Below are 23,512 nucleotides of genomic sequence, written 5' to 3'. Positions count from 1 at the left end.
ATCCCGCTCGAGAGCGGGACTTTTGAATCTCTAAACTTGAATCTGAATAATTTAGTAAATCGCCATATGATTGCGATGAATCATCTCTAAAGAACGTGCTTCACCCAAAACCTGATGAACTTTATCCGATGCCAGACCACGAACGATATCTGCTGAACGAGAACTAAAGTTGACACGACCAACTGCAATACGGTGACCTTGTGTATCGACACATTCCACCACATCACCGCGTTCGAAATGACCCTCAACCGCTTTCACCCCTACAGGCAATAAACTGCGATGATTGTCTTTAATGGCTTTTACTGCACCATCATCAATCACTAAACGACCTGCGGTTTGCAAGTGAGCAGCCAACCATTGCTGATGCGCTGTCATCCGGTCTTTGTCAGTGACAAACAAGGTACCTAACAATTCGCCAGACATTAGACGTGATAGAACACCATCACTATCACCACTTGCAATTAAGGTCGGACAGCCCGACTTTGCCGCCAGACGGGCTGCACGAACTTTGGTCAGCATGCCACCACGACCAAATTTACCGCCTCCACCGGCCATATCAAACAGACTTTCATCCATCGCACGTACGGTATGGAACAGTTTGGCATCTGGATTAGACCGTGGGTCTGAGTCAAACATCCCTTCCTGATCCGTTAAGATAATCAGAAGGTCTGCATGAACCTGACCTGCGACCATGGCCGCAAGCGTGTCGTTGTCACCAAAGCGAATTTCGTCAGTCGAAACCGTGTCATTTTCATTGATCACCGGAATCACGCGCCAATCAATCAGGTTCTGCAAGGCATCACATGAGTTGAGGTAGCGACGACGATCTGCCAGATCATCATGGGTTAACAATACTTGCGCAGTTCGAATCTGATGCTTCTCAAGTACGCTTGACCAAGTATGAATCAGGCCCATCTGACCGATGGCAGCACAAGCCTGAAGACTGGGTAGATCGGTGGGTCGATTCTCAAGTTTCATTCGAACCATACCTTCAGCCACAGCACCGGAAGACACCAGAATAATCTCGTGTCCTGCATTGTGTAGATCTGCGATTTGTCCCGCCCAATGCGAGATAGCATCTAAATCTAAACCTTGTCCGTTTGCTGTGAGTAAAGATGATCCGATTTTAACAACGATTCGTTTACAACCCTTGAGCTGACGTTGCCCATCTACCACTTCTATCATCTTGTCCTCAGACTCTTCTCTCAGAGATTAGCGTACGTAGTACACTTCCACATCACTATCATCATCGCCATCTTCATCATCTTCGTCATCACCCAGAATACCGGCAAGACGTTGCTGACGACGCATCTCACGATACGCTTCTTTTGCAGCGATGGTTTGTTCACGTGTTTCAGCTTCAAGCTGATCACGGAATGCTTTCATTTCTGCTGCATATTCTTGATCTTCAGCTTCGCGTTCACGTTGCTCTTCGATCTGATCCATCAGGTAGTAAACTACGTCTTTGGTGCCTTCAGCAGTTAAGCCAGAAGTTTCAAAAACCGGGCCTTCCCACTGCAATTCTTCAAGAATATGGGTACACCATTCTTCACGTGTTTCTTCAGCCAACTGATCGACTTTGTTCAGTACCAATACGATCGGCAGTTTTGAAAGCGTTGGGGAGAAGTTTTCTAACTCTTTCATAATTGCTTTGGCATTATGTGCCGGATCTGAGCCATCAATCGGTTGTACGTCAACGATATGCAACAAGATACGGGTACGCGCCAAGTGCTTCAGGAAGCGAATCCCAAGACCTGCACCTTCAGATGCACCTTCGATCAGGCCGGGAATATCCGCCATCACGAATGAACGGTGACTGTCAGCATCGACCACACCCAGGTTTGGCACCATGGTAGTAAATGGATAATCTGCAACTTTTGGTTTTGCAGCCGATACTGCACGAATGAAGGTTGATTTACCCGCATTTGGCATACCCAGCAAGCCGACATCTGCCAGAACTTTAAGTTCTAGACGGATTTCACGGAATTCGCCTTTTTGACCATGCGTACACTTACGTGGTGAACGGTTGGTCGATGATTTAAAGTGGGTATTACCTAAACCACCATCACCGCCTGCTGCCACTTTCACGCGTTGACCGTCTTCGATCAAGTCGCCAATAATGTCACCAGACTCAACATCTACAATTGTTGTTCCTACCGGAACTTTTAGTACGGTATCTTCACCGCCACGACCAGCACAGTTCGCCCCACGGCCATTTTTTGCTCGTTCTGCACGATATTTACGTGTATAACGATAATCAACTAGCGTACTGGTGTCGTCGTCAGCCTGAATATAAATGCTGCCGCCACGACCACCATCACCACCATCTGGACCACCAAATGGCACGAATTTTTCACGGCGAAAACTGGCTACGCCATTGCCACCGTCGCCAGCCTCTACGGTAATGACTGCTTCATCAACAAAGCGCATATTGCCAATCCTCTAAAAACTTTAAAACCCCATATTCTGCCATATTTTAAAGAATTTCTCGAATAGAATTATGCAGCAATCCCATAAATCTTAGTTAGTCGTTTTCTCACCAAGTTTATTTGATCTATTCAAGGCATAGATTTGGAAAAAGAATACTTAAAAGATTGAAAAGAAGTGATAGGAAATGAAGCGTTTTTGCCCTAGTACCATTCCCTATTCTGGAAATTCTTTTTGTGAATTTCTTGATGATTTTTAAAATAATTTATAGAGGAGTAAATTTTCAAAAACCCTATTCACAAGAAAATATTCTTATGCGGATACCTTTTAAAATCTATATTTTATATCAACTAAGATAAGTCCAAATTTTTTATTTTCATAAACACTGCATTCCTGCCATTTAATAATAACTATTTAATAACACTTTGTTTATGCTCTAAAATATCTGGCAGGCTTTTTTCAATCCAGCCAATTAAATACATTATTTTTTCAGCCGCTTGTGAACCGGTAATCGTCAATTGATATTCCACTTTTGGCGGCACCACCGGATAAACCGTTCTCAAAATAAAACCATCCTGTTCAAGCATTTTTAAAGTCTGGGAGAGCATTTTTTCACTTACCCCCTCAATGCGTTGTTTCAGTTCACTGAAACGATGCACACCTTCACTTAAGCAACGCAAAACCAAGACCGACCATTTATTGGCAAGGTGTTCCAATATTTCACGTGATGGACATTCAGTTGATAAAACCTGCCCCAATAACGGGCTAATTGCATAATTTGTCATACTATTCTCACCATATTTTTATTACTTACTCATTTTAATATACTTACTCTTTGTAAGTTATCAGATTCATATTTCGCCAGCAAGCAGATTTATTAATTCTTATTAGATTAAAAAGTCTGCTTTAAATAAAAAAATCATAAAAAAAGAGCCTCAAATGAGGCTCTTTTTTTAGCTAAATACTAATTATGCATTAGTTTCAGCAGGAACTTTTGGATAGCTTACGCCACCCATTTGTTCAGCAATACGCAATACCTGGCAGCTATAACCCACTTCGTTATCGTACCAAACATAAGCAGTTAAACGGTTGCCTGAAGTGATCGTTGCTTGCGCGTCAAATACACCTGCAGTGCGTGAACCAATAAAGTCAGAAGATACCACTTCAGTCGAGTTGGTATAACCGATTTGACCTTGCAGGCTAGAACCGATTGAAATCTGACGAATGTATTCGTTCACTTCATCACGATCAACGTCTTGACCTAAAGTCAGGTTCAGAATCGCAAGAGATACGTTTGGTGTAGGTACACGTACAGAGTTACCTGTCAATTTACCTTGAAGAGCTGGAAGCGCTTTCGCTACTGCTTTCGCTGCACCAGTTTCAGTAATAACCATGTTCAATGTTGCAGCACGACCACGACGGTCAGCTTTATGGTAGTTGTCGATCAGGTTCTGGTCGTTCGTGAACGAGTGAACTGTTTCAACATGACCATTCAACACCGTGTATTTGTCATGTAATACTTTCAGTGTAGGTGTAATAGCGTTAGTCGTACAGCTTGCAGCAGAGATGATGGTATCTTCATCAAGGATATCCGCTTGGTTTACACCGTAAACTACGTTCTTCATGTCACCTTTACCAGGTGCAGTCAGAATCACACGAGCAGCGCCCGGGCATTTAAGGTGTTGAGCAAGACCTTCAGCATCACGCCATTTACCTGTGTTGTCGATCACAAGTGCATTGTTGATACCGTATGCAGTGTAGTCTACTTCAGAAGGATTAGAAGCATAAATCACTTTGATGAAGTTACCATTGGCAATGATTGCTTCGTTTTCTTCATCTACAGAAATTGTGCCTGCAAATGGACCGTGAATAGAGTCACGACGAAGTAAAGAAGCACGTTTTTCCAAATCACCATCCGATGATTTACGAACAACGATTGCTTTTAGGCTAAGACCACGACCCAGACCTGATTGACCAATCATCAAACGCGCCAAGATACGACCAATACGGCCGAAACCATAAAGAACCACATCTTTATGTTCTACAGCAGCAGCATTGCCTTTGATCGATTTAACAGCGTCCGCAACAAATGCATCGATGTCGCCGCCTTTTTCTTTAAATTCAACAGCAAGTTTACCCAGATCAACTTCAGCAGAACCGATGTTTTCAACTTTCACCAATGCTTCAAGAATTGGGAAAGTATCAACTACAGAAAGTTCAACATCCAGTACGCGAGTACGGCGGTGTGCTTTCAAAATCTGAATTACAGAACGGTTAATTAAAGAGCGACCATAAACTGTAGCTACAATATTTTTTTCACGATATAACTGGCCAACAAGGGCAATCATACGTTCCGCAAGTTCTTCACGGTTTTTCCAGCGACCTTGGTGTTCTGCATGGAGGGCAACAATAGTGTCTTTGCTCACAGATACGTCCTCTAATTAATTGTAAATCTAAGCATAAATTTCTAAACCCGACAATTGTAATGGAATTGGCCGCAAGTTTGAATCAAAAGCTCGTTAAGACGGGTAGTTTTTAACGTATATTCACTATAAATTTCAAAAATAGTTGTAATTAGCTGAATGATTTTGCATCCGAAAACTCTAAAGAGCACTATTTTTCAGTACCTGGCACAAATTTGTTAAATGTTGTTTATTCAAACAAATCTAAAGTTCAAAATTTAGCGTCCCACCCTGTTCAGACTGGATTCTACTCCCTGCTGAAAAATTCATGTCCAGACTCATGGAGGCATTGAAGTTTTCTACATCAAAATCATCATAAGTTTCGGGCAAATGAATGAGCAAAGGTAAACGGGTCAGGCCATTGTCCCCAGAGGGAAAAGCATAGTGGCGATCAACCTGCTGTAAATGCTGCAAACTTTCAAATTCCAGAAATACGCTACAGTTTTCATGTGTTCTTGGCACCTGAATAATTTCCAGAAACATACTACGCTTTAACTGCTGCAATTGATTGAGCGCGGTATCAATCGCCTCATCGAAATTATTTTTACGCCACAACTTTTTAAATACGGATTTTTTCTCTTCATCCACTTTTTGCCGCTGCAGTGTATTAATATATTTTTTCAGATCCCGGTATTGCTGTACATTTTCAGAAATCGTATTTTGAATATCCAGAACAGCCTGCTGTGAACGCTGATGCATGACTTGCCATTCATTACGGTGGGTAGGAATAAAGGTTTCCGCTTTACGCTTTTCCAGTAAACGGATAAAAGCCAGCAGTTTATATTCAAAATTCTGGATGTACTGATTAAACATGAAACCCGGCTGGGACTTGAAATCGCGGTAATAGGCCAGAATTTCTGTAAATATTTTATGGACATGCAGATACAGATAATCAAACTCTTCAAGATGCGACAAATGATCACGAATGGCATCCCGCATCGGCAAAAGCAATTCACGCGTCATAATTTCTTCAAACTGCTTCAGGTGACGTTGTGCCACCACATCGGCATTTTTCTCTACGACTTGAATGGGCTCAACCAGTAAAGGTAATAACTTCTGTTCAGACACCTGTTCCAGTGTATTTACAATGTCGATTACATCCAAATGAATCTGACTCTGTAAAGTCACCATTCGCTGCATTTGCGATTTCAGGGTTTCTACCACCACTTCATCCATGTCATCCTGCAGCTCCAGAATCAGGATATTCAGATAAACCTGATCTTCAAGTACACCTTTTTCTTCAATCAGGAAACGACGAATAGAATACGGGTTTTGCTGCACATCCATCACCGGCGCAACGATAAATAGAAATTGCGAGGTACGGACAATATCAAAATGACGAATCTGCTGCTCTTTAATCAGGAAATAACGGAAAAGTGGATGCGTCATTTCTGCAGTCTGTTTTTTTAATAGCGGCTTATACCAATAACCCAGCAATTGCTGCTTGATAAAAACTTCAATAATGAAGCATTTAATGTGCTGTTCGGTAAGCTGACGCACCCCTTCAACCGGCTGTAAGCGAAGACCACGAATAATCTCAGCAGCATTTAATAAAAATGTACGACGCAGTTCCAGCTTTTCACGCTGCATCTGAAAATTTTCATTGACGTCAATTTTATCGATTTGTTCAAGTACGTTTTCTAAGTAGTCCGCAATTTGCAAGCTATCATTCAAACCCTGCAAACTTTTCAGTGACAAGCCAAAGGTACTGGCATAGTAACGCATCCGGTCATTGAGAAATTTTTGGCTAAGACGTTCTACCGAATGTTGAGCCTGATAGCGGTATTGATCCATTTCCCGATCCCAAAGAATTTTCTTGGGCTTTAAAATCTGAAAATCAATACTTTCTTTTAATTCTGGTGAAACTTCTGCCAGAACAGTACGAAGCTCTCGCTCCCAATTTAAATCCAGGCTCGGTTCCAGTTGTGATAAACGCGCACGTAACTGATATGGAATCGCGATCTGTGACATGTTTATCCCCTTAAGATATAGAAAACATTCTTTTAAACAAAATGGTAGACGATTTTGAAAATAATCAGGTCAATATTGTCTGACGAATATAATGCTTATGCAAACCACATTATTCATTATTTTTTCTGATTTTTTCTAGCTGTGCGGCTTTATTTGCCAGCTCATATTTTTTCAGCTGCTGCTGTTTTAAATGCAATATTCCTTCCACAACCAGTAATAAAACAGCCAACCAGATTGGGATATAGGTCAACCATTCATCTGATTCCACGCGCTCACCGAGTGCCATTGAAGCAAAAGCCAGCAGTACCGGCTCTAGATAACTCAACAGCCCAAAGATGACAAAGGGCAAATATCGGCTGGCCAAAATATAGCTGCCTAAACCGAGCGCACTTAAAAAACCTAATCCAAGAATTGCCAAGATCAAGTGGGAATGATTCAACATGAGCGGCATGGAATCGCTATAGATAAAGCCCAAATAAAATGCCACCGGCAAAATCAGAAATAGATCCCACCAGAATCCACCAAGATGATCGGTCGCGAATTTACGCCGCATAAAAAAATAAAGTGGATAAGCTAAAGCGACATAGACCGTTTCCCATGCGATTGAACCGATCCGCCAGATTTCATGTCCTACTCCCAAAACTGCCAGAGCAAGAGCAACCATCTGGAAGGATGATAATTTTTCTTTATAAAGCACACAGCCGACCAGCACCATCACCAGAGGCAGGAGAAAATAACCGAGTGAGACTTCGAGGCCACGCCCATTGATAGGGCCCCATAAAAACAACCACAATTGTGTAGTACATAACAGCGAACTAATCAGCAACCAGATCAAAAATGAAGGCTGTCGTAATACCCGCTTAAAAATACTGCTGATATGTTTCAGATCACCCGACCACCACATGAAGGCTGTGAGGAATGGTAAAGTCGCCAGCATACGCCAAGCAAAAGTCTGTTCACTGTCTAAAGGCTGTAAAAAGGGCGTAAATATATAGAGCACTCCAAAAACCACAGAGGCCAAGACAGATAACGCGATGCCTTTATACATAGTTAAACTCTACTTTCATTCGCCGGCATTATAACGATTAGTACAATAGAAAGCTTGATGCTTCATCTATTTAAAATGTAGTTATCTCTCGATTTTAGATTGTCTTTCGACTCATAAAATAAAAAACCATGCCATAGCATGGTTCCCATTAAGACGATCTTTTTATCTTTGAGTTTGTTTGGTATGAATTACATCACTCAGGTCATAACCGACAGACTGTGCATATTGTAAATATTCATTCACCACATTTTTATCCAATTGCGGATCACGTGAGAGTATCCACATATATTTACGTTTTGGCTCACCGACTAGAACAGTTTGATAGTTTTCATCCAGTTTCAAAACCCAATAATCGCCACGAGCAACCGGAATCCAGCGAATAAAGTCAGGCAGGAAACTTACTTTTAACTTGGTATTCTGCGGTGGATTTTGCACAAACGCCTCGCCCAATGACTGGGTTTGTCCACCATCTTTTTTAATGCAGCGGTTATCCACCACAATATTGCCATTTTCATTTAAAGTATAAGTCGCTGTGACATCACGATCACACTTATTTTGAAAATACAAAGGCTTGCGCGCTACTTCGTACCAGGTGCCCAAATAACGGTCCAGTTCAACTTTTTCAATGGTCGGTAATGGCTCGTCTTTCGCATAGGCCATGGTAGCGGCGCCCAAACCGAGAAGAACCGCGCTACCCACCGCAATTTTTGCCAGCTTTAATCCAGTACGTGAAGATTTTTGAGTTGTCATAAAGATACCTATTGCATGTTCACAAAATATTTATTTAAAAATTCTGTTCATACAATAGCTTTATCCAATTCTTAAATTTGTTACATTATGTTTGGTTTGTGATTGATTTTACGTCATTTAAATAAGATTTAATGCAACAACAATCAATCAAACATCTGGGCTTTTAAACGCACAATTTCATCACGCATACGCGCAGCCTGCTCAAACTGAAGCTCTTTGGAAGCTTTCAGCATTTCCTTTTCAAGCTTGTTAATGTGTTTCGCAAACATTTTCGGATCTGCCATGATATGCCGCTCATCGGCACTGATCGCACGTGCCTGATCCGAGACTTTCAATTCAATTGAATCATCATCCAATACTTCACCAGTATCAATTTCCTTGATCACCTGACGCACTGCACTCCGCGGGGTAATGCCATGTTCTTCATTAAACTGAATCTGCTTGGCACGACGACGATCCGTCTCATCAATGGCTTTCTGCATCGAATCAGTAATGCGATCAGCATACAAAATCGCCTTACCTTTCAGGTTACGCGCAGCGCGGCCAATGGTCTGAATGAGAGAGCGCTCAGAACGCAGAAATCCCTCTTTATCTGCATCCAGAATGGCAACCAGTGACACTTCCGGCATATCCAGCCCTTCACGCAGCAGGTTAATCCCGACCAGTACATCATGCACCCCGGTACGCAGTTCATGAATGATTTTGACCCGCTCGACGGTATCGATATCCGAATGTAAATAAGCAACCTTAATCCCGTATTCTTTCAAATAAGAAGTTAAATCTTCGGCCATACGCTTAGTTAAGGTCGTAACCAGCACCCGCTCATTAATGTCTTTACGTAGATTAATTTCTGAAAGCACATCATCGACCTGCGTCAGAACTGGACGAATTTCAATTTCCGGATCGATCAGACCAGTCGGACGTACCACCTGCTCGACAATCTGCTGGGACTTTTCCAGCTCGTAACGTGCGGGCGTTGCGCTGACATAAACGGTCGTCGGCACAATCCGTTCCCACTCCTCAAATTTCATTGGCCGGTTATCCAGCGCGCTTGGCAAACGGAATCCGTAATTGACCAGATTTTCCTTACGCGAACGGTCACCCTTGTACATGGCACCAATCTGCGGCACCGTCACATGCGATTCATCAATAATCAGCAAGGCATCATCCGGAATATAATCGAACAAGGTTGGTGGTGCTTCACCCGCAGGACGGCCCGACAAATGCCGTGAATAGTTTTCAATGCCGTTGGTATAACCCAGTTGTTGCATCATTTCCAGATCATAGCGTGTGCGCTGCTCGATGCGCTGGGCTTCCAGCAGCTTGTCATTTTCACGGAAGAACACCAGTCGCTCTTTGAGTTCGTCTCGGATGGTTTCAATCGCACGGGATAAATTGTCTTTCGGCGTAACATAGTGGCTTTTAGGATAAATGGTCACACGAGGTACTTTACGAACCATTTTCCCTGTCAGGGGATCAAACCAGCGGATAGAGTCAACTTCATCATCAAACAGTTCAATCCGGATCGCATCCTGATCGGATTCAGCCGGAAAAATATCAATAATTTCACCACGAATACGATAAGTACCGCGCAGGAATTCCAGTTCGTTACGTGAATACTGCATCTCGACCAGACGGCGAATAATATCATCACGGCCAATGCGGTCACCTTCCACCACATGCAGCAACATGCTCATATAGGCATTCGGATCACCCAAACCATAAATGGCAGACACCGATGCGACAATAATCGCATCACGTCGCTCTAAGAGTGAACGGGTTGCAGAAAGACGCATCTGGTCAATATGGTCATTAATTGCCGCATCTTTCTCGATAAAAGTATCTGAAGATGGCACATAGGCTTCTGGCTGATAATAATCATAATAACTGACAAAATATTCGACAGCATTATTCGGGAAAAACGCTTTAAATTCGCCGTAAAGCTGCGCAGCCAAAGTTTTGTTATGCGCCATGACAATGGTCGGACGTTGAGTCTGTGCAATGACGTTGGCCACGGTATAGGTTTTACCAGACCCGGTAACCCCCAGTAAAAGCTGGTCATGAAAACCCTGTTCAATGCCTTTAACCAGCTTTGCAATGGCTTGGGGCTGATCACCTGCTGGTTGATAACTGGTCACTAATTCAAAGGGTTTTTTATCACTCATAGCTTTCGCTGACTTCGCTGCGGATATAGATTTGATTTATTATGAGGGTAAATTGGAATTACTCAATCCCTGCTTAGGTTTCTGTTTGGTAAAATAAAACAATATTACTATTCATTATTTGTTAGCGCTTTAATCGCTATCTGCTTTGAAAAATCATTAATAAAATATACAGTTACAAAGGGAATAAATACAGAACAAACTAATCATTTTCAGCCAGCAGCTTTATTTGGGCGTACTCGGTATCCTGTTTTGGCTTATGGGTGAAATACTCTATCTGTTTGGCTAGTCCGGCACAATTTTGCCTTGACCCCTTTTCATTTCAAAGGCAACATGAAGATCAGGATGGCCTAGAATCGACAATTATGACTTACCACTATCACGATGAAAGTATTGTTAAATCCCTTCCGGAAAATACGGTTTTTGTTTTTGGCAGCAACTTGGCTGGACAACACGGTGGTGGAGCAGCCAGAACGGCACTTGAGCATTTTGGTGCAGTCATGGGCGTGGGTCGTGGCTGGGCGGGTCAGAGCTATGCCATTCCCACCATGAACGAGCATTTGCAACAAATGCCGCTCTCACAAATCCAGCACTATATTGATGACTTTAAGATTTACACCAAAAATCATCCTAAAAATAAATATTTTATTACTTCCTTGGGCTGTGGGATCGCAGGTTATAAGGTCGAGGAAATTGCACCGATGTTTAAAGGCATCTCACGCAATGTCATTTTCCCGCAATCTTTCCGTCCTTTTGTCGAAAAGCCGCTGCCAAAATTAAGCGCAAATTTTTTACACACCATATTCCGTGATTCGGTCATTTTAACTCCGGCCAGTGATGAGTTGATTGAAGAACTGCCTTTGACCGAAAATGAAAAAAGCCTGGCGAGAATTATTTTAAATACCCAGATCTATCCGACCGACAGCAATGGGCGGGAACGTATCTTTGAAATTGAAGATATCCTGCACAACCTAAATACCAAGCTGGTCGATTTTCAGAGCCATTCAGAAGGTACCATGTTATTTGGAGGCGTGATTTTAGCGCTACTGGAACTTTATAATATTAACGAGAAAGATTTTATTGATGTCTGGCAAGGCGAGCGAGAAATCGCGCCACCGAAACCGGAAAATAAAGCGCGTAAAAGCATTCGTTAGTGCTATCAACATATCTTTCAAAAAAAGCCAATGTTTGAATTGGCTTTTTTTTGAGCGGCTAAAAATGTCCAATATGAAATCAATCAGGTCTGGATTTAATTTTGATTGGCATTTAGAGAGCTTAAATATTTCGTTTGCTTTATTAAGAATAAAATTGAAAAGAATTTGGATAAATCTGAGTTTTAATTTCTTTTTGTTCGAAAATTAAATCAAATATTGATCACTAACTCCCTAAAAAATTCCATAAAAAAAGCCATGATTTATCATAGCTTTTTGAGTCTGATCAATTAGCGTTTGCCCATTGAACGGCGAGTGCCACGTGGTGGCATCCAGGTACGGTCAGCATAACGCTGTGGTCTTGGTCTTAAATCTTCCAGAACTTCTTCTGCAGCATTTTGCTCTGCCTGTTTGATCGGGAAAGGTAAATTAACCAGGGGCTTTCTTTTGGGAGGAGTTTGGGTGCTCATGTGATTCACTCAATAATATATGCAGCTATTGTACAAAAAAACTCAGTCGACTGGGTAGCAGGATCTTGGATAAATTCATATGCTTTTGTTTTTGAAAAATAAAAAATGATCCCGTGATGGTAAATGCTTGAATCAATGCAGCCTAAAATTTACCTAAACTCTTCTCTATATCTTCCATGATAAAAATTCATAGGATTGAAATTTTAACGCTCTCAAGAATAAATTTTCTTCACTTTTATACTTAAGCTAGTCAGGTAAAAATAATGATTTTTACACACTATGCATTTCTCAAAACTCAAGAGATATCAACAAAAAATATACAGAAGTTACCAATCTCAACCCTCGCTTAACTTTTGATCTATTGTTCTATAACTGATTTTTTTAAGGCAATTCACATAATTAGTTAACTAGAAAAACGAATAAACAAACTGGACATGGAGTTCCAAATCAATGAAAACATTGCTGGCATGTATGGCAGGCCTAGCCACTTTACCTATGGTCGCGCATGCAGATTCCCCTTATTTTAGCTTGCAAGATGGAGATGGCTTTAAGCGCTTTTCGGTATCAGTTGGTGCATTGCATGTGATGCCGCAAGGCAAGGCTCAACCATTTAAAGTGAATACTGCTGTCAAAGAAGGTGAAACATCTCAAGTAGGTGATATCTCAATTGACTCTGTGAAAAATAATCTTGATCCAGACATGGACCCAAACCTTTCCTCTGTTTTTGTTAATATTCTCGATCGACTTGGTACAGAAACACTGCCCGCAACGCTCAGTGGGCGAGCTGAAATCTATGGACTGGAAAGCTGGAATAATCCTGGTACAGGCCTGGAAGCGGATGATGTCACCACCTTAGGCATTATGACCAATTACTATTTTACCGATAATATTTCTTTTGAAATGAAAGCCGGCATTCCACCTAAAGTAGACTTGCAAGGCAGTGGTAAAATCTACGCGCCTTTTTCTGCGCTTGCGACTCCAAGTCTTGATTTAATTCCACAAATTCCAGGTGGAATTGATTTACCTGGCATTGAATTGAAAAATGATATTCTCATTACTGATCTGGAAGCTTATGGGCCGGCCGCCTCTGCCCGCGCCTGGACACCTGCCTTTGAATTCCAGTATCACTTTGGTAAAACCGGAGTGAATAAATTCCGGCCTTATGTCGGCTTAGGTGTGATGTATGCCTATTTCAATGAACTGGAAATTAACTCACGTACCGAGCAAGACCTAATTGCTGCAGGACATATGATTGCCAATATCAAGGAAGGAAAAGCAGGTGCTTCTCTGGATGGCACGCCAAGTTCAGCCAACCCGAAAGTTGATCTGGAAGCATCCGATGCTTTCGCGCCTGTGGCCACGGTCGGCTTTAGCTATGACTTTAATGACACCTGGTTTGCAGTCGGTTCAGTATCTTATGCACATCTAAAAAATGACACGACAATTACAGTGACAGATGCAAATTTAGGTGAACTGATTCGCTCTAAAGCCGATATTGAAGTCAATCCGATTCTGGCCTATGCTGGGATCGGGATGCGTTTCTAAGTTTAAAACCCGATATTTGATTAAACGGCTTCGGCCGTTTTTTTAGGCTTAAAATATTGATAAAAAAAATTATCTTTTGATCAATATTTATTTAATCGCCTCTATTGCTTGAATCGAATACTATACATATCAACTTTATAGGCATGAATGACGTATGGCTGACAGTCAATTTTCCAAAGCTCTTATTTTTATGCTGATTGGCTCCGCCATAATTTTGGCACTGTCACTGGGTGTACGTCATGCCTTTGGTCTGTATCTGGTACCGATGAGCGAAGAGTTTGGCTGGGGTCATAATGTTTTTAGTCTGGCCATTGCCATGCAAAACCTGATCTGGGGTGCAGTGCAGCCGATCACCGGGGCATTTGCCGATAAATATGGCAGCAAGATTGTGGTGGCTGTAGGCGGCGCCTTATATGCAATCGGTCTACTCTTGATGGCAGTCAGCTCGACCGGATTATTGCTTAATCTGAGTGTCGGTTTAATTTTAGGTCTAGCCCTGTCTGCCACCTCATTTCCGGTCTTATTATCTGCGGTCGGGCGTGCTGCCCCACCAGAAAAGCGCAGTTTGGCGATGGGAATTGCCAGTGCGGCCGGGTCTTTTGGTCAGTTTATCATGCTGCCTTCGACCCTGTTGCTATTACAGAATGTTGGCTGGTCAGCAGCGTTAGTAGTCAGTGCCATTCTGATTGCCCTGATTGTGCCATTGGCCTGGATGCTGAAAGCACCGATGTATGTTCATCCCAATGCAGCCTCTACCCCCAATAAAGTCTCACTCAGTTTTAAACAGATTCTGGTGGTGGTGAAAAATCATAAACCCTTCTGGTTTCTGGCCATGGGCTTTTTTGTTTGTGGTTTTCAGGTCGTTTTTATTGGTATCCACCTGCCGGGCTATCTGATTGATCATGGCTTTAATGCCACAACCGGTACGATTTTCTTAGCCTTAGTGGGTCTGTTTAATGTGGTAGGCACCTATACGGCCGGCTGGCTCGGTGGAAAATATTCCAAACCGCATCTGCTAATGGGATTATATGCCCTGCGTGGAATTGCGATTATTGCCTTTCTCATGCTGCCTCTCAGCACATGGACAGTCTATAGCTTTGGTGTCATTATGGGATTACTCTGGTTATCGACCGTTCCGCTAACCAATGGCATTGTAGCGAATATATTCGGGGTGAAATATCTGACCATGCTCAGTGGCATTGTGTTCTTTACTCATCAGGTTGGCTCGTTTTTCGGTGGCTGGCTCGGTGGAGTCAACCATGATTTAAGCGGCAATTATAATGCGGTGTGGATGCTATCAATTGTCCTCAGCATTTTTGGCGTACTGGTGCATTTCTGGGTCAATGAGGAGCAAATCGTCCATGACTGATTCTCTACTCAAACTCTCGATTGTGGTGGCAATCCTGCTTTTACTGGCTTTGTCGATTGGCCTGTGGTTACAAACCCCTCAGCTGTTTGAATATTTTAATCAGGCTTTTTGCGCACACTAAACTGTCGAAATATCCTCAGCAGAAAATGCGCAATCCATCGCACAATAAGTTAAATGTTTCAAAATCAACTGAATAGTAAAAATAACAGATTATTCATAAACTTATCATTTCTTTTGATTTTATTTCAGTCTGGAATTTTCTTAGATTTTGATCAATAAGAAAATTCTGAGACTTGATAATGACCAGCTTAACCCAACTTTCACAAGCGATTCATGATGCTCCACGCTGGCATCAGCAAGATCAATTTCAACATCCGGATGAAATCAAGATTGTACCGCAAACCGGTCAGGCCTTAGGTGCAGTGGTCTATGGCTTGGATGCCCGTAAAGTCCAATCATCCAAAACCATTTTAAAGTTAAAACAGGCGCTGGCCGAGCATCTGATTTTGATCTTTAAGCAGCAAAGTCTGGATGATTTACAGTATCTGGCGTTTTCAACTTATTTCGGTTCCATTTTCCGTCCCGGTGCAGATACACCGGTACTGGCTGCGCAGTCCGATAGCGGTGTTCCACCCGATGTCGTGCCGGTTTCCAATGCTGTTGGTCAGGGAGATTACACCGGGCATGGTGAACTGACTCCACATGCCGATCATCAATGGACGCCCCTACCTTCTTTTGGTTCCCTTCTGTATGCCATTGAACTGCCTCAGGACGGCGGACAGACCAGCTGGATCAATACCATTAAAGCTTATGATGCACTCGATGAAGCAACCAAGGTAGAGATCGATCAGCTGCAACTGATTACTTATAACCCTTTTGTGCGCCATCAAAAAACTAAAGATCAGGCTGTTGATCAAGGTTACGGTAATAGTCCGCTGTATCGCTTTAAAGATCAGCCCATATTAAGTCATGCCTATCCGCACCCACTGGTGCGGACCCATCCTGAATCTGGCCGTAAAGCGCTTTGGTTAAACACGCATACCGAGGTCGAGCTGGTCAATTATGATGATCAGGCTGGCAGTCAACTGATCGAAAAATTACGTGAGCATATTTCAAAACCTGAGTTCGCTTATGAACATCATTGGGAAGTGGGCGATATCGTGTTCTGGGACAATCAGGTGACTTTGCACTCACGCCGTCCATTCCCGGCGGATCAGCGCCGTTTATTGAAACGCATCAGTCTGGCCGGTAGCCGCCCATTTTAAAAACCAGAAAATCCGAATAATAAGAAAGGACATTACAACCTTCGATAATAATGACTCATATTTAAATCCTGTACCATTGAGACTTTGACCGCCTCAATGGTTTTTTATTTTTTCAAACAATCAACATCCTTGGTTCTGAATATAAATATGGAAGTAAATCCTTTAACAAAACAAAGTGCCTGTTTACTTTTCCTCACCTAATCTGCCTAGTGTATTTTCCTTTTTCTGCTTAGCGTATTAGAAAATCAGCAATAAACCTATGGAAAGAGGAAACGACAATGAATCAGCTTCAATTTTCAGATTGTGTTCAAACCTGTATGAACTGTTCCCTGGCATGCGCTAACTGTGCCAGTGCCTGTCTTAAAGAAGAAGATTTAGACATGATGCGGGAATGTATCCAGCGCTGTCTGGATTGTGCAGATATCTGTCAGCTGTGTGCCCGTATGGAACAAAAGCAGTCTCCATTCATGCATGAGATATGTGAACTTTGCGCCAAAGCATGTGACTACTGTGCAGAAGAATGTGGCAAGCACCAACATGAACATTGTCAGCAATGTGCCGAAGCATGCCGCCGCTGTGTTGAAGAATGCCGAAAAATGGCTGCTTAAAAATTCAATTTGATCAACTCGACTGACTTAATCAATTCCAATAAAAAAACCGCAAGTGAAGACTTGCGGTTTTTCTGTCTAAGTCAAATATCTCACTTAGAATAAACGGTTCATACCATTCAGTGTCGCTACACGATACGCTTCCGCCATAGTCGGATAGTTAAACGTGGTTTCTACAAAGTACTTGATCGTATTATTCGGGCTGTTCATGACCGCCTGACCAATATGGATAATTTCAGAGGCATTGTTACCGAAGCAATGTACACCCAAAACTTCTAGCGTTTCGCGATGGAACAGAATCTTTAATTCGCCCATAGTATCACCGGTAATCTGTGCACGTGCCAAATGACGGAATGATGCCTGACCGACTTCATACGGAATCTTTTCTTCAGTCAGCTGCTGTTCAGTCTTACCAATCGAAGAAATCTCAGGAATGGTATAAATCCCGGTTGGAATATCAGTCACCGGTGCAACGTCTTTCTCGCCGCTCATGTTGGCACCCGCGCAACGACCTTGGTCATAGGCAGCAGAGGCTAGCGAAGGCCAGCCGATCACATCACCGGCAGCATAGATATTTTCAACTTCAGTCTGATATTGATCATTCACAGTCAATTGACCACGGCTGTTCGGTTTCAGGCCAACATTTTCAAGACCTAGACCATCGGTATTGCCTGAACGGCCATTACACCACAAAATTGCATCAGCTTTGATTTTCTTGCCGCTTTGCGTGTGCATCACCACATGGTCATCAAATGTTTCTAAAAAGTCGATCTGTTCATTATGACGAATCAATACACCCTGTTCACGCAAGTGATAAGACAGTGCATCAGAGATTTCATCATCCAGATAGCTTAAAAGTTTGTGCTGGGTGTTGATCAGGTCAACTTTATGTCCCAGACCAATAAAGATCGAGGCATATTCACAACCGATTACACCTGCGCCATAAATAATGATTTTCTGGATGGAATAGTCCAGATCCAGAATTTTGTCTGAATCAAATACACGCGGATGATTAAAATCAAGAATGTCTGGACGATATGGACGCGAGCCGCTGGCAATGACCAGTTGCTTAAACATCAGCGTTTCTTTAATGCCATCTGGGTTAAATACAAAAATGGTATTTTGATCCTGAATGTAAGCACGACCATGATAAATATCAATTTTATTGCGGTCGTAGAAACGTGAATGTGTATCTACTTGTTGTTGAATAACTTTATGTGCGTGACGCAACACTTGCTTCATGGTGAACTGCTTCCAGTCCCCAACTTTTTGAAACAGTGGATCACGTTGATAACGGATAATACTGGATACTGTTTGACGCAATGCTTTACTTGGAATCGTACCGACATGGGTACAGTTACCACCCAGCTGTTCACGCATCTCAACGATTGCAACACGCTTACCAGATTTGGCAAGTTTCATTGCCGCGCCTTCGCCCGCAGGGCCCGAACCTAGAACTACCGCATCATATTTAACGAAAGTCCCACTAACGACCTCTTTTTTACGTGGCATTCAACGCTCCTCAAAATTAAAAAATTCACTTTAATCTACACTCTTATTATGACGTAAATCCTGTTGATTTGGTGTATTTAACTCACATATATTGCTTGATAAGAACATTTTTTAAATGAATACCCCTTTTTGCCCTATTTAGAACGAAGTCCGTTATAATAACTGCGCTATCTTTGAGTATCTCCCCCTTCAAAAACAGTGGAAAAGTTGAATATGTCTGAAAACCGTAAACCTGAACAGGGCGTCAAACTTCGCGGTGCGGAAAAAGTTGCCCGCATTCCTGTAAAAGTTGTTCCTACGGTTGAAACGCCACGTAAGCCGGACTGGATCCGGGTGAAAATGGCGGCACCTGAAGAAGTTCAACGTATTAAAACCACACTACGTCAGCAAAAATTACATACGGTGTGCGAAGAAGCCGCCTGTCCAAACCTGCCTGAATGTTTTGGTGGCGGTACTGCGACTTTCATGATTATGGGCGATATCTGTACCCGTCGTTGTCCGTTCTGTGATGTGGCTCATGGCCGTCCAAATGCACTCGATGCAGATGAACCGCGTCATATGGCAGAAACTATTGCCAATCTGGGTTTGAAATATGCAGTGATCACTTCGGTAGACCGTGATGATTTACTGGATGGCGGTGCACAGCATTTTGTCGATTGTATTAAAGAAGCGCGTGCTCTAAGCCCGAATACCCTGCTGGAAATTCTGGTGCCAGATTTCCGTGGTCGTATGGATATCGCGCTGCGCATCATGACTGAATGCCCGCCAGATGTGTTTAACCACAATATCGAAACAGTGCCACGTCTGTATAAAGCCATGCGTCCAGGTTCTGACTATCAGCACTCTTTAAACCTGCTGAAAATGTTTAAAGAATACTGCCCGGACGTACCAACTAAATGTGGTCTGATGGTCGGCATTGGTGAAACTGAAGAAGAAGTGCTTGCCCTGCTTGATGATCTGCATGCACATGGCGTAGATTATGTGACGATTGGTCAATATTTACAGCCTTCAAAAGAACATGCAGCGATTGATCGCTTTGTGACACCTGAAGAATTCGAACGTTATACCGAACATGGCCAAAAACTGGGCTTCCGCAATATCTGGGCAGCACCAATGGTTCGTTCAAGCTACTTTGCTGACCGCCAATATTACGGCGAACCAGTTCCAGCAGTGCGCCGTAAAGTGGATCCTGCCAAAAAAATTGCAGTTCAGGCCATTGAAGCTTAATCCTGTTTAAACCAATGAAATAAAAGCCCTCTCAAGTAGAGGGCTTTTTAATATCCATATTTAAAATTTTACTCAGCCTTAAACCCCATTTTTTATTTTAGATAAGATTAAGTCATTACTTATCTTCACATTTCTTTGCGCGTTCTCACTTGAAGACTGAGCATTTTTCAAACAATCTCAAAAATAGATGAAAGATTTAAAAATATCGTTGCAAGACTTGAAAACGATCATTCTCACACGTGCAATGCTGAACCTGTCCGATCCTCAAGCGACAAAAAAAATGAATGAACTGTGACAAAAATTCTATGAGATCTCGGCACAGGCAGCGTTGTATAAATCTGGAGAACTATAACAATGCTATTTATATTTGCTGTACTACTGCTATTACTTAGTTTATGGGCGGTTTTCTATTTTCAGCTCTCCCGTAGCGCGGGTGCAATTGCACTAATTGTCATGTCAGTAGTCTGTGCCTTTATTAGCCCATGGTCACTTATTCTCGGCATTCCGCTGATCCTGATTAGCCTTGTGGTGATGATCGACCCTTTACGTATGTCGTTCATTTCTAAACCGGCCTATAAAGCACTGGCCAATGCCATGCCGAGTATCAGCCCGACAGAACGTGAAGCATTGGACTCCGGAACCAGCTGGTGGGAAAAAGAACTGTTTATGGGTGCACCGAACTGGGAAACCTTTAACAGTTATCCCTATCCAAAGCTGTCGCTAGAAGAACAGGCCTTTCTGGACAATGAAGTTGAAACCTTGTGCAGCATGCTGGATGAATGGGAAATTCATGAGCAAAAAGCGCTACCTGATCATGTCTGGCAATATATTAAAGAACATGGTTTCTTAGGCCTGATTATTCCCAAAGAATACGGCGGTCGTGCCTTTAGCTCCTTTGCCCAAAGTCGGGTGATGAGCAAGATTGCTTCGCGTTCTCTGACCACAGCCGTGAGTTGTATGGTGCCGAATTCGCTCGGACCGGGTGAGCTGTTGCTGCATTACGGTACCGAAGAACAGAAAAACCGTTATCTGCCGGGTCTTGCACGAGGCGAAGAAATTCCCTGTTTCGGTTTGACCAGTCCGGAGGCCGGTTCGGATGCTGGTGCGATTCCTGATACGGGCGTGGTCTGCTATGGCCAGTTTGAAGGTCAGGAAGTCTTAGGCCTGAGAATGAATTTTTCCAAACGCTGGATTACGTTAGCTCCAATTGCGACAGTCGTAGGCTTGGCCTTTAAAATGTATGATCCGGATCATCTTTTGGGTGATCAGACTGAATATGGCATTACCTGTGCCCTGCTCCCTGCCAGTCATGAAGGCGTAATAGTGGGACCACGGCATAACCCCGGACCACCATTTATGAATGGTACGGTTGAAGGTAAAGATGTGTTTATTCCTCTGGACTGGATTATTGGTGGCGTCAAAAATGCCGGTAAAGGATGGCGCATGCTAATGGAATGTCTGGCGGTTGGTCGTGGTATTTCCCTACCAGCGCTGTCTACTTCTACTTCAGAAATGACTTATTTAAATGTGGGTGCTTTCTCTCGTATTCGTCAGCAATTCAAGATTTCAGTTGGTAAGTTTGAGGGTGTTCAGGAAGCCAATAGTGAAATCGCCAGTGACACCTATATGCTGGAAGCCTTCCGTTATCTGGTCACCTGTGGTCTGAATCAGGGTGGCAAGCCTGCCGTAATGACGGCGATTGCCAAATACTATGCAACTGAAGGCATGCGTAAAGTGGTCAATCACGGCATGGATGTGGTCGGTGGTCGTGCCATTCAGATGGGGCCGCGTAACTTTCTGGCACCTTACTATCAGGCAATTCCAGTCTCCATTACCGTCGAAGGCGCCAATATTCTCAGTCGTTCCTTGATGATTTTTGGACAGGGTTCAATGCGCTGCCATCCTTATCTATATGAAGAATTACAGCTCTTACAGGCAGAAGACTCGGCAGCGGCTCTAAATCCTTTTGATAACTTGCTGTTTAAGCATTTGGGTTACACCTTTAACCGGACTGCTCGCTCCTTTGCCTATGCCTTTACAGGTGGCTCAAGTGCTGCGCCGCAAAGTGCGGTTGATTTCACTCAGCCTTATTATAAGATCATTAATCGGCTGAGTGCCAACTTTGCTTTAACTGCGGATATGTGCCTAGGTTTACTCGCAGGGGATATCAAACGTAAGGAAATGCTTTCGGGTCGTCTGGCCGATATTCATGCACATCTGTTTATTGCTTCCTCAATTCTCAAATATTTTGAGCATAGCAAAAAGACTGAAGATGAGCGTTTACATGCACAGCTTGCGGTAGAAAAGTCTCTGTATACAGCGCAGGAAGCCTTTTATGACCTGTTTGCGAACTTCCCGGTGGGTATTGCTGCTGGCATGGTTAAGCTCATCTGTTTCCCATTTGGCCGACCTGTCGCGAAGCCATCTGACCGACTTAAACAGGAAGTCGCAAATGTCATGATGGAAGATAACGCTTTCCGGAAAGTACTGAAAAAGCATGTTTTCTATAGCACAGCGGAAGATGATGTGAATGGTCGTATGGAATCAACCTTCACCATGTTATTGGAAATTGAGCAGCTTTGGGATCGCTTTAAGAAAGCCGAAAACAAAGGTCAATTTAAAGGACTTAGTTTTGCTGATCATGTGGCTGATGCGCATGAACAAGGCTTTATTAATGAAGAAGAAGCGAATAAGTTGCTGCACTATAATGCACGTCGCTATGATAGCATGTTGACTGATGTCTTCGATCTGCATTTACAGGAAGTATTGGAACTTGAAAATCCTCATATTTCGAAAGCAGATGCAACAGGTACTGATACTTCAGTTCAAAGTGCACCTTCACATTCAACCAGTCCTTAGATAGATCTCTTATCTAAATCGGATCTTGCTTTCCAAAGTAAGGTTATTTCCTGATTTCACTTTGGAATATCACAAGTGGCTATTCAGCCACTTTTTTACGACTATTGCACGATGGTATTTAAGATATTAAACGTTAAGCTAGACCCATAATAAAATTGAGGGTCAATGATGTCACAACAAGATTATGAAAATGGCTTGAAAGTCCGTACTGAAGTGATGGGTGAAAGCTTTGTAAAACGTGCTCAGGACAATACGGTTCCTTTTACTCAGCCTTTGCAGGACTGGATTAATGAACATGCCTGGGGCTCAACCTGGCAACGTGAAGGGATTTTACCACGTAAATACCGTTCTTTAATTACCATTGCTTTTCTTACCGCGCAAAAAAGCCCAACTGAATTGAAAGGCCATGTTCGTGGCGCTTTGAATAATGGTGCAACAGTTGAAGAAATTCAGGAAGTGCTACTGCATAGTCTGCCTTACTGCGGTGCCCCTGCTACTCAGGAAGCCTTCCGTGCAGCGCTTGAAGTGATTCAGGAATATCAGGCAAATCAGCAGAATTAAGATTTACTTAGGCTATTGAGCTGCTTAATGAATAAATAAAGCCGGGAATTAAAATTCCCGGCTTTTTAAATTTTAAAATGATATATCTATAGCTATAACTTCTTTAACACTGTCTTTAATATTGT

Annotated in this window: 19 protein-coding genes; 9 read left to right on the top strand and 10 right to left on the bottom strand. The window is 42.8% G+C overall.

Annotation, left to right across the window (positions count from 1 at the left end):
* Positions 1 to 51: 51 nt before the first annotated feature.
* From proB to uvrB, 8 genes are all read right to left on the bottom strand, one after another.
* Positions 52 to 1,185: a glutamate 5-kinase gene (gene proB / locus BFN00_RS12085; protein WP_004279682.1), complete on the bottom strand. Its 1,134-nt coding sequence runs from the start codon at positions 1,183 to 1,185 to the stop codon at positions 52 to 54.
* A 27-nt stretch (positions 1,186 to 1,212) separates the two neighbouring features.
* Complete coding sequence (cgtA, locus tag BFN00_RS12080) at positions 1,213 to 2,430, bottom strand: Obg family GTPase CgtA (protein WP_004646519.1); 1,218 nt, start codon at positions 2,428 to 2,430, stop codon at positions 1,213 to 1,215.
* A gap of 407 nt (positions 2,431 to 2,837) precedes the next feature.
* Entirely contained in the window at positions 2,838 to 3,212 is a 375-nt protein-coding gene (locus tag BFN00_RS12075; protein ID WP_071851909.1) for a winged helix-turn-helix transcriptional regulator, read from the bottom strand.
* A gap of 183 nt (positions 3,213 to 3,395) precedes the next feature.
* Positions 3,396 to 4,853 carry a glyceraldehyde-3-phosphate dehydrogenase gene (locus BFN00_RS12070; protein WP_071851907.1) on the bottom strand — a complete coding sequence of 486 codons (1,458 nt, stop codon included), beginning with the start codon at positions 4,851 to 4,853 and terminating at the stop codon, positions 3,396 to 3,398.
* A gap of 240 nt (positions 4,854 to 5,093) precedes the next feature.
* On the bottom strand, positions 5,094 to 6,860 hold the full coding sequence (locus BFN00_RS12065) for a hypothetical protein (protein WP_071851905.1): 1,767 nt from the start codon (positions 6,858 to 6,860) through the stop codon (positions 5,094 to 5,096).
* A gap of 109 nt (positions 6,861 to 6,969) precedes the next feature.
* On the bottom strand, positions 6,970 to 7,908 hold the full coding sequence (gene rarD / locus BFN00_RS12060; RefSeq protein WP_071851903.1) for an EamA family transporter RarD: 939 nt from the start codon (positions 7,906 to 7,908) through the stop codon (positions 6,970 to 6,972).
* A 162-nt stretch (positions 7,909 to 8,070) separates the two neighbouring features.
* Positions 8,071 to 8,658, bottom strand: a complete 588-nt coding sequence (locus tag BFN00_RS12055) for a lipocalin family protein (RefSeq protein ID WP_044112882.1) — start codon at positions 8,656 to 8,658, stop codon at positions 8,071 to 8,073.
* A gap of 143 nt (positions 8,659 to 8,801) precedes the next feature.
* Positions 8,802 to 10,823, bottom strand: coding sequence for an excinuclease ABC subunit UvrB (uvrB, locus tag BFN00_RS12050; RefSeq protein WP_071851901.1), 2,022 nt, complete (start codon positions 10,821 to 10,823; stop codon positions 8,802 to 8,804).
* Between the two features lie 362 nt (positions 10,824 to 11,185).
* Between uvrB and BFN00_RS12045 the strand changes: the two genes are divergently transcribed.
* Positions 11,186 to 11,974 carry an A1S_2505 family phage non-structural protein gene (locus tag BFN00_RS12045; RefSeq protein ID WP_071851899.1) on the top strand — a complete coding sequence of 263 codons (789 nt, stop codon included), beginning with the start codon at positions 11,186 to 11,188 and terminating at the stop codon, positions 11,972 to 11,974.
* A 287-nt stretch (positions 11,975 to 12,261) separates the two neighbouring features.
* On the opposite strand, the gene BFN00_RS12040 is transcribed toward BFN00_RS12045, so the two are convergent.
* Complete coding sequence (locus BFN00_RS12040) at positions 12,262 to 12,441, bottom strand: hypothetical protein (protein ID WP_005246830.1); 180 nt, start codon at positions 12,439 to 12,441, stop codon at positions 12,262 to 12,264.
* A 450-nt stretch (positions 12,442 to 12,891) separates the two neighbouring features.
* Between BFN00_RS12040 and BFN00_RS12035 the strand changes: the two genes are divergently transcribed.
* The 5 genes from BFN00_RS12035 to BFN00_RS12020 all read left to right on the top strand — a co-directional run bounded on the left by BFN00_RS12035 (position 12,892) and on the right by BFN00_RS12020 (position 17,228).
* Positions 12,892 to 13,986, top strand: coding sequence for an OmpW/AlkL family protein (locus tag BFN00_RS12035; RefSeq protein WP_071851897.1), 1,095 nt, complete (start codon positions 12,892 to 12,894; stop codon positions 13,984 to 13,986).
* A gap of 154 nt (positions 13,987 to 14,140) precedes the next feature.
* On the top strand, positions 14,141 to 15,355 hold the full coding sequence (locus tag BFN00_RS12030; RefSeq protein WP_071851895.1) for an MFS transporter: 1,215 nt from the start codon (positions 14,141 to 14,143) through the stop codon (positions 15,353 to 15,355).
* Positions 15,348 to 15,476 carry a hypothetical protein gene (locus BFN00_RS16270; RefSeq protein ID WP_278356921.1) on the top strand — a complete coding sequence of 43 codons (129 nt, stop codon included), beginning with the start codon at positions 15,348 to 15,350 and terminating at the stop codon, positions 15,474 to 15,476. Before BFN00_RS12030 ends, BFN00_RS16270 begins: the two co-directional genes overlap by 8 nt.
* Before the next feature lie 178 nt (positions 15,477 to 15,654).
* Positions 15,655 to 16,620 (top strand): TauD/TfdA dioxygenase family protein, encoded by a 966-nt coding sequence (locus tag BFN00_RS12025; protein ID WP_071851893.1) that lies wholly within the window; start codon positions 15,655 to 15,657, stop codon positions 16,618 to 16,620.
* A 278-nt stretch (positions 16,621 to 16,898) separates the two neighbouring features.
* Complete coding sequence (locus tag BFN00_RS12020; RefSeq protein WP_071851891.1) at positions 16,899 to 17,228, top strand: four-helix bundle copper-binding protein; 330 nt, start codon at positions 16,899 to 16,901, stop codon at positions 17,226 to 17,228.
* Between the two features lie 96 nt (positions 17,229 to 17,324).
* Here BFN00_RS12020 and sthA read toward each other — a convergent pair whose 3' ends face one another.
* Positions 17,325 to 18,740, bottom strand: coding sequence for a Si-specific NAD(P)(+) transhydrogenase (gene sthA / locus BFN00_RS12015; protein WP_004646501.1), 1,416 nt, complete (start codon positions 18,738 to 18,740; stop codon positions 17,325 to 17,327).
* 213 nt (positions 18,741 to 18,953) lie between these two features.
* On the opposite strand from sthA, the gene lipA reads away from it, so the two are divergent.
* The 3 genes from lipA to BFN00_RS12000 all read left to right on the top strand — a co-directional run bounded on the left by lipA (position 18,954) and on the right by BFN00_RS12000 (position 23,387).
* Positions 18,954 to 19,967 carry a lipoyl synthase gene (gene lipA / locus BFN00_RS12010; RefSeq protein ID WP_005246834.1) on the top strand — a complete coding sequence of 338 codons (1,014 nt, stop codon included), beginning with the start codon at positions 18,954 to 18,956 and terminating at the stop codon, positions 19,965 to 19,967.
* 354 nt (positions 19,968 to 20,321) lie between these two features.
* Positions 20,322 to 22,826 carry an acyl-CoA dehydrogenase gene (locus BFN00_RS12005; RefSeq protein WP_071851889.1) on the top strand — a complete coding sequence of 835 codons (2,505 nt, stop codon included), beginning with the start codon at positions 20,322 to 20,324 and terminating at the stop codon, positions 22,824 to 22,826.
* Between the two features lie 168 nt (positions 22,827 to 22,994).
* Positions 22,995 to 23,387, top strand: a complete 393-nt coding sequence (locus tag BFN00_RS12000) for a carboxymuconolactone decarboxylase family protein (RefSeq protein ID WP_071851887.1) — start codon at positions 22,995 to 22,997, stop codon at positions 23,385 to 23,387.
* Positions 23,388 to 23,512: the final 125 nt, after the last annotated feature.

Origin of the sequence: Acinetobacter sp. AR2-3, from assembly GCF_001878775.1 — a bacterium.
Classification (GTDB): Bacteria; Pseudomonadota; Gammaproteobacteria; order Pseudomonadales; family Moraxellaceae; genus Acinetobacter; species Acinetobacter lwoffii_D.
Note: the sequence above shows the minus strand (reverse complement) of the source record. Positions and strands in the feature narration are given on the sequence as shown.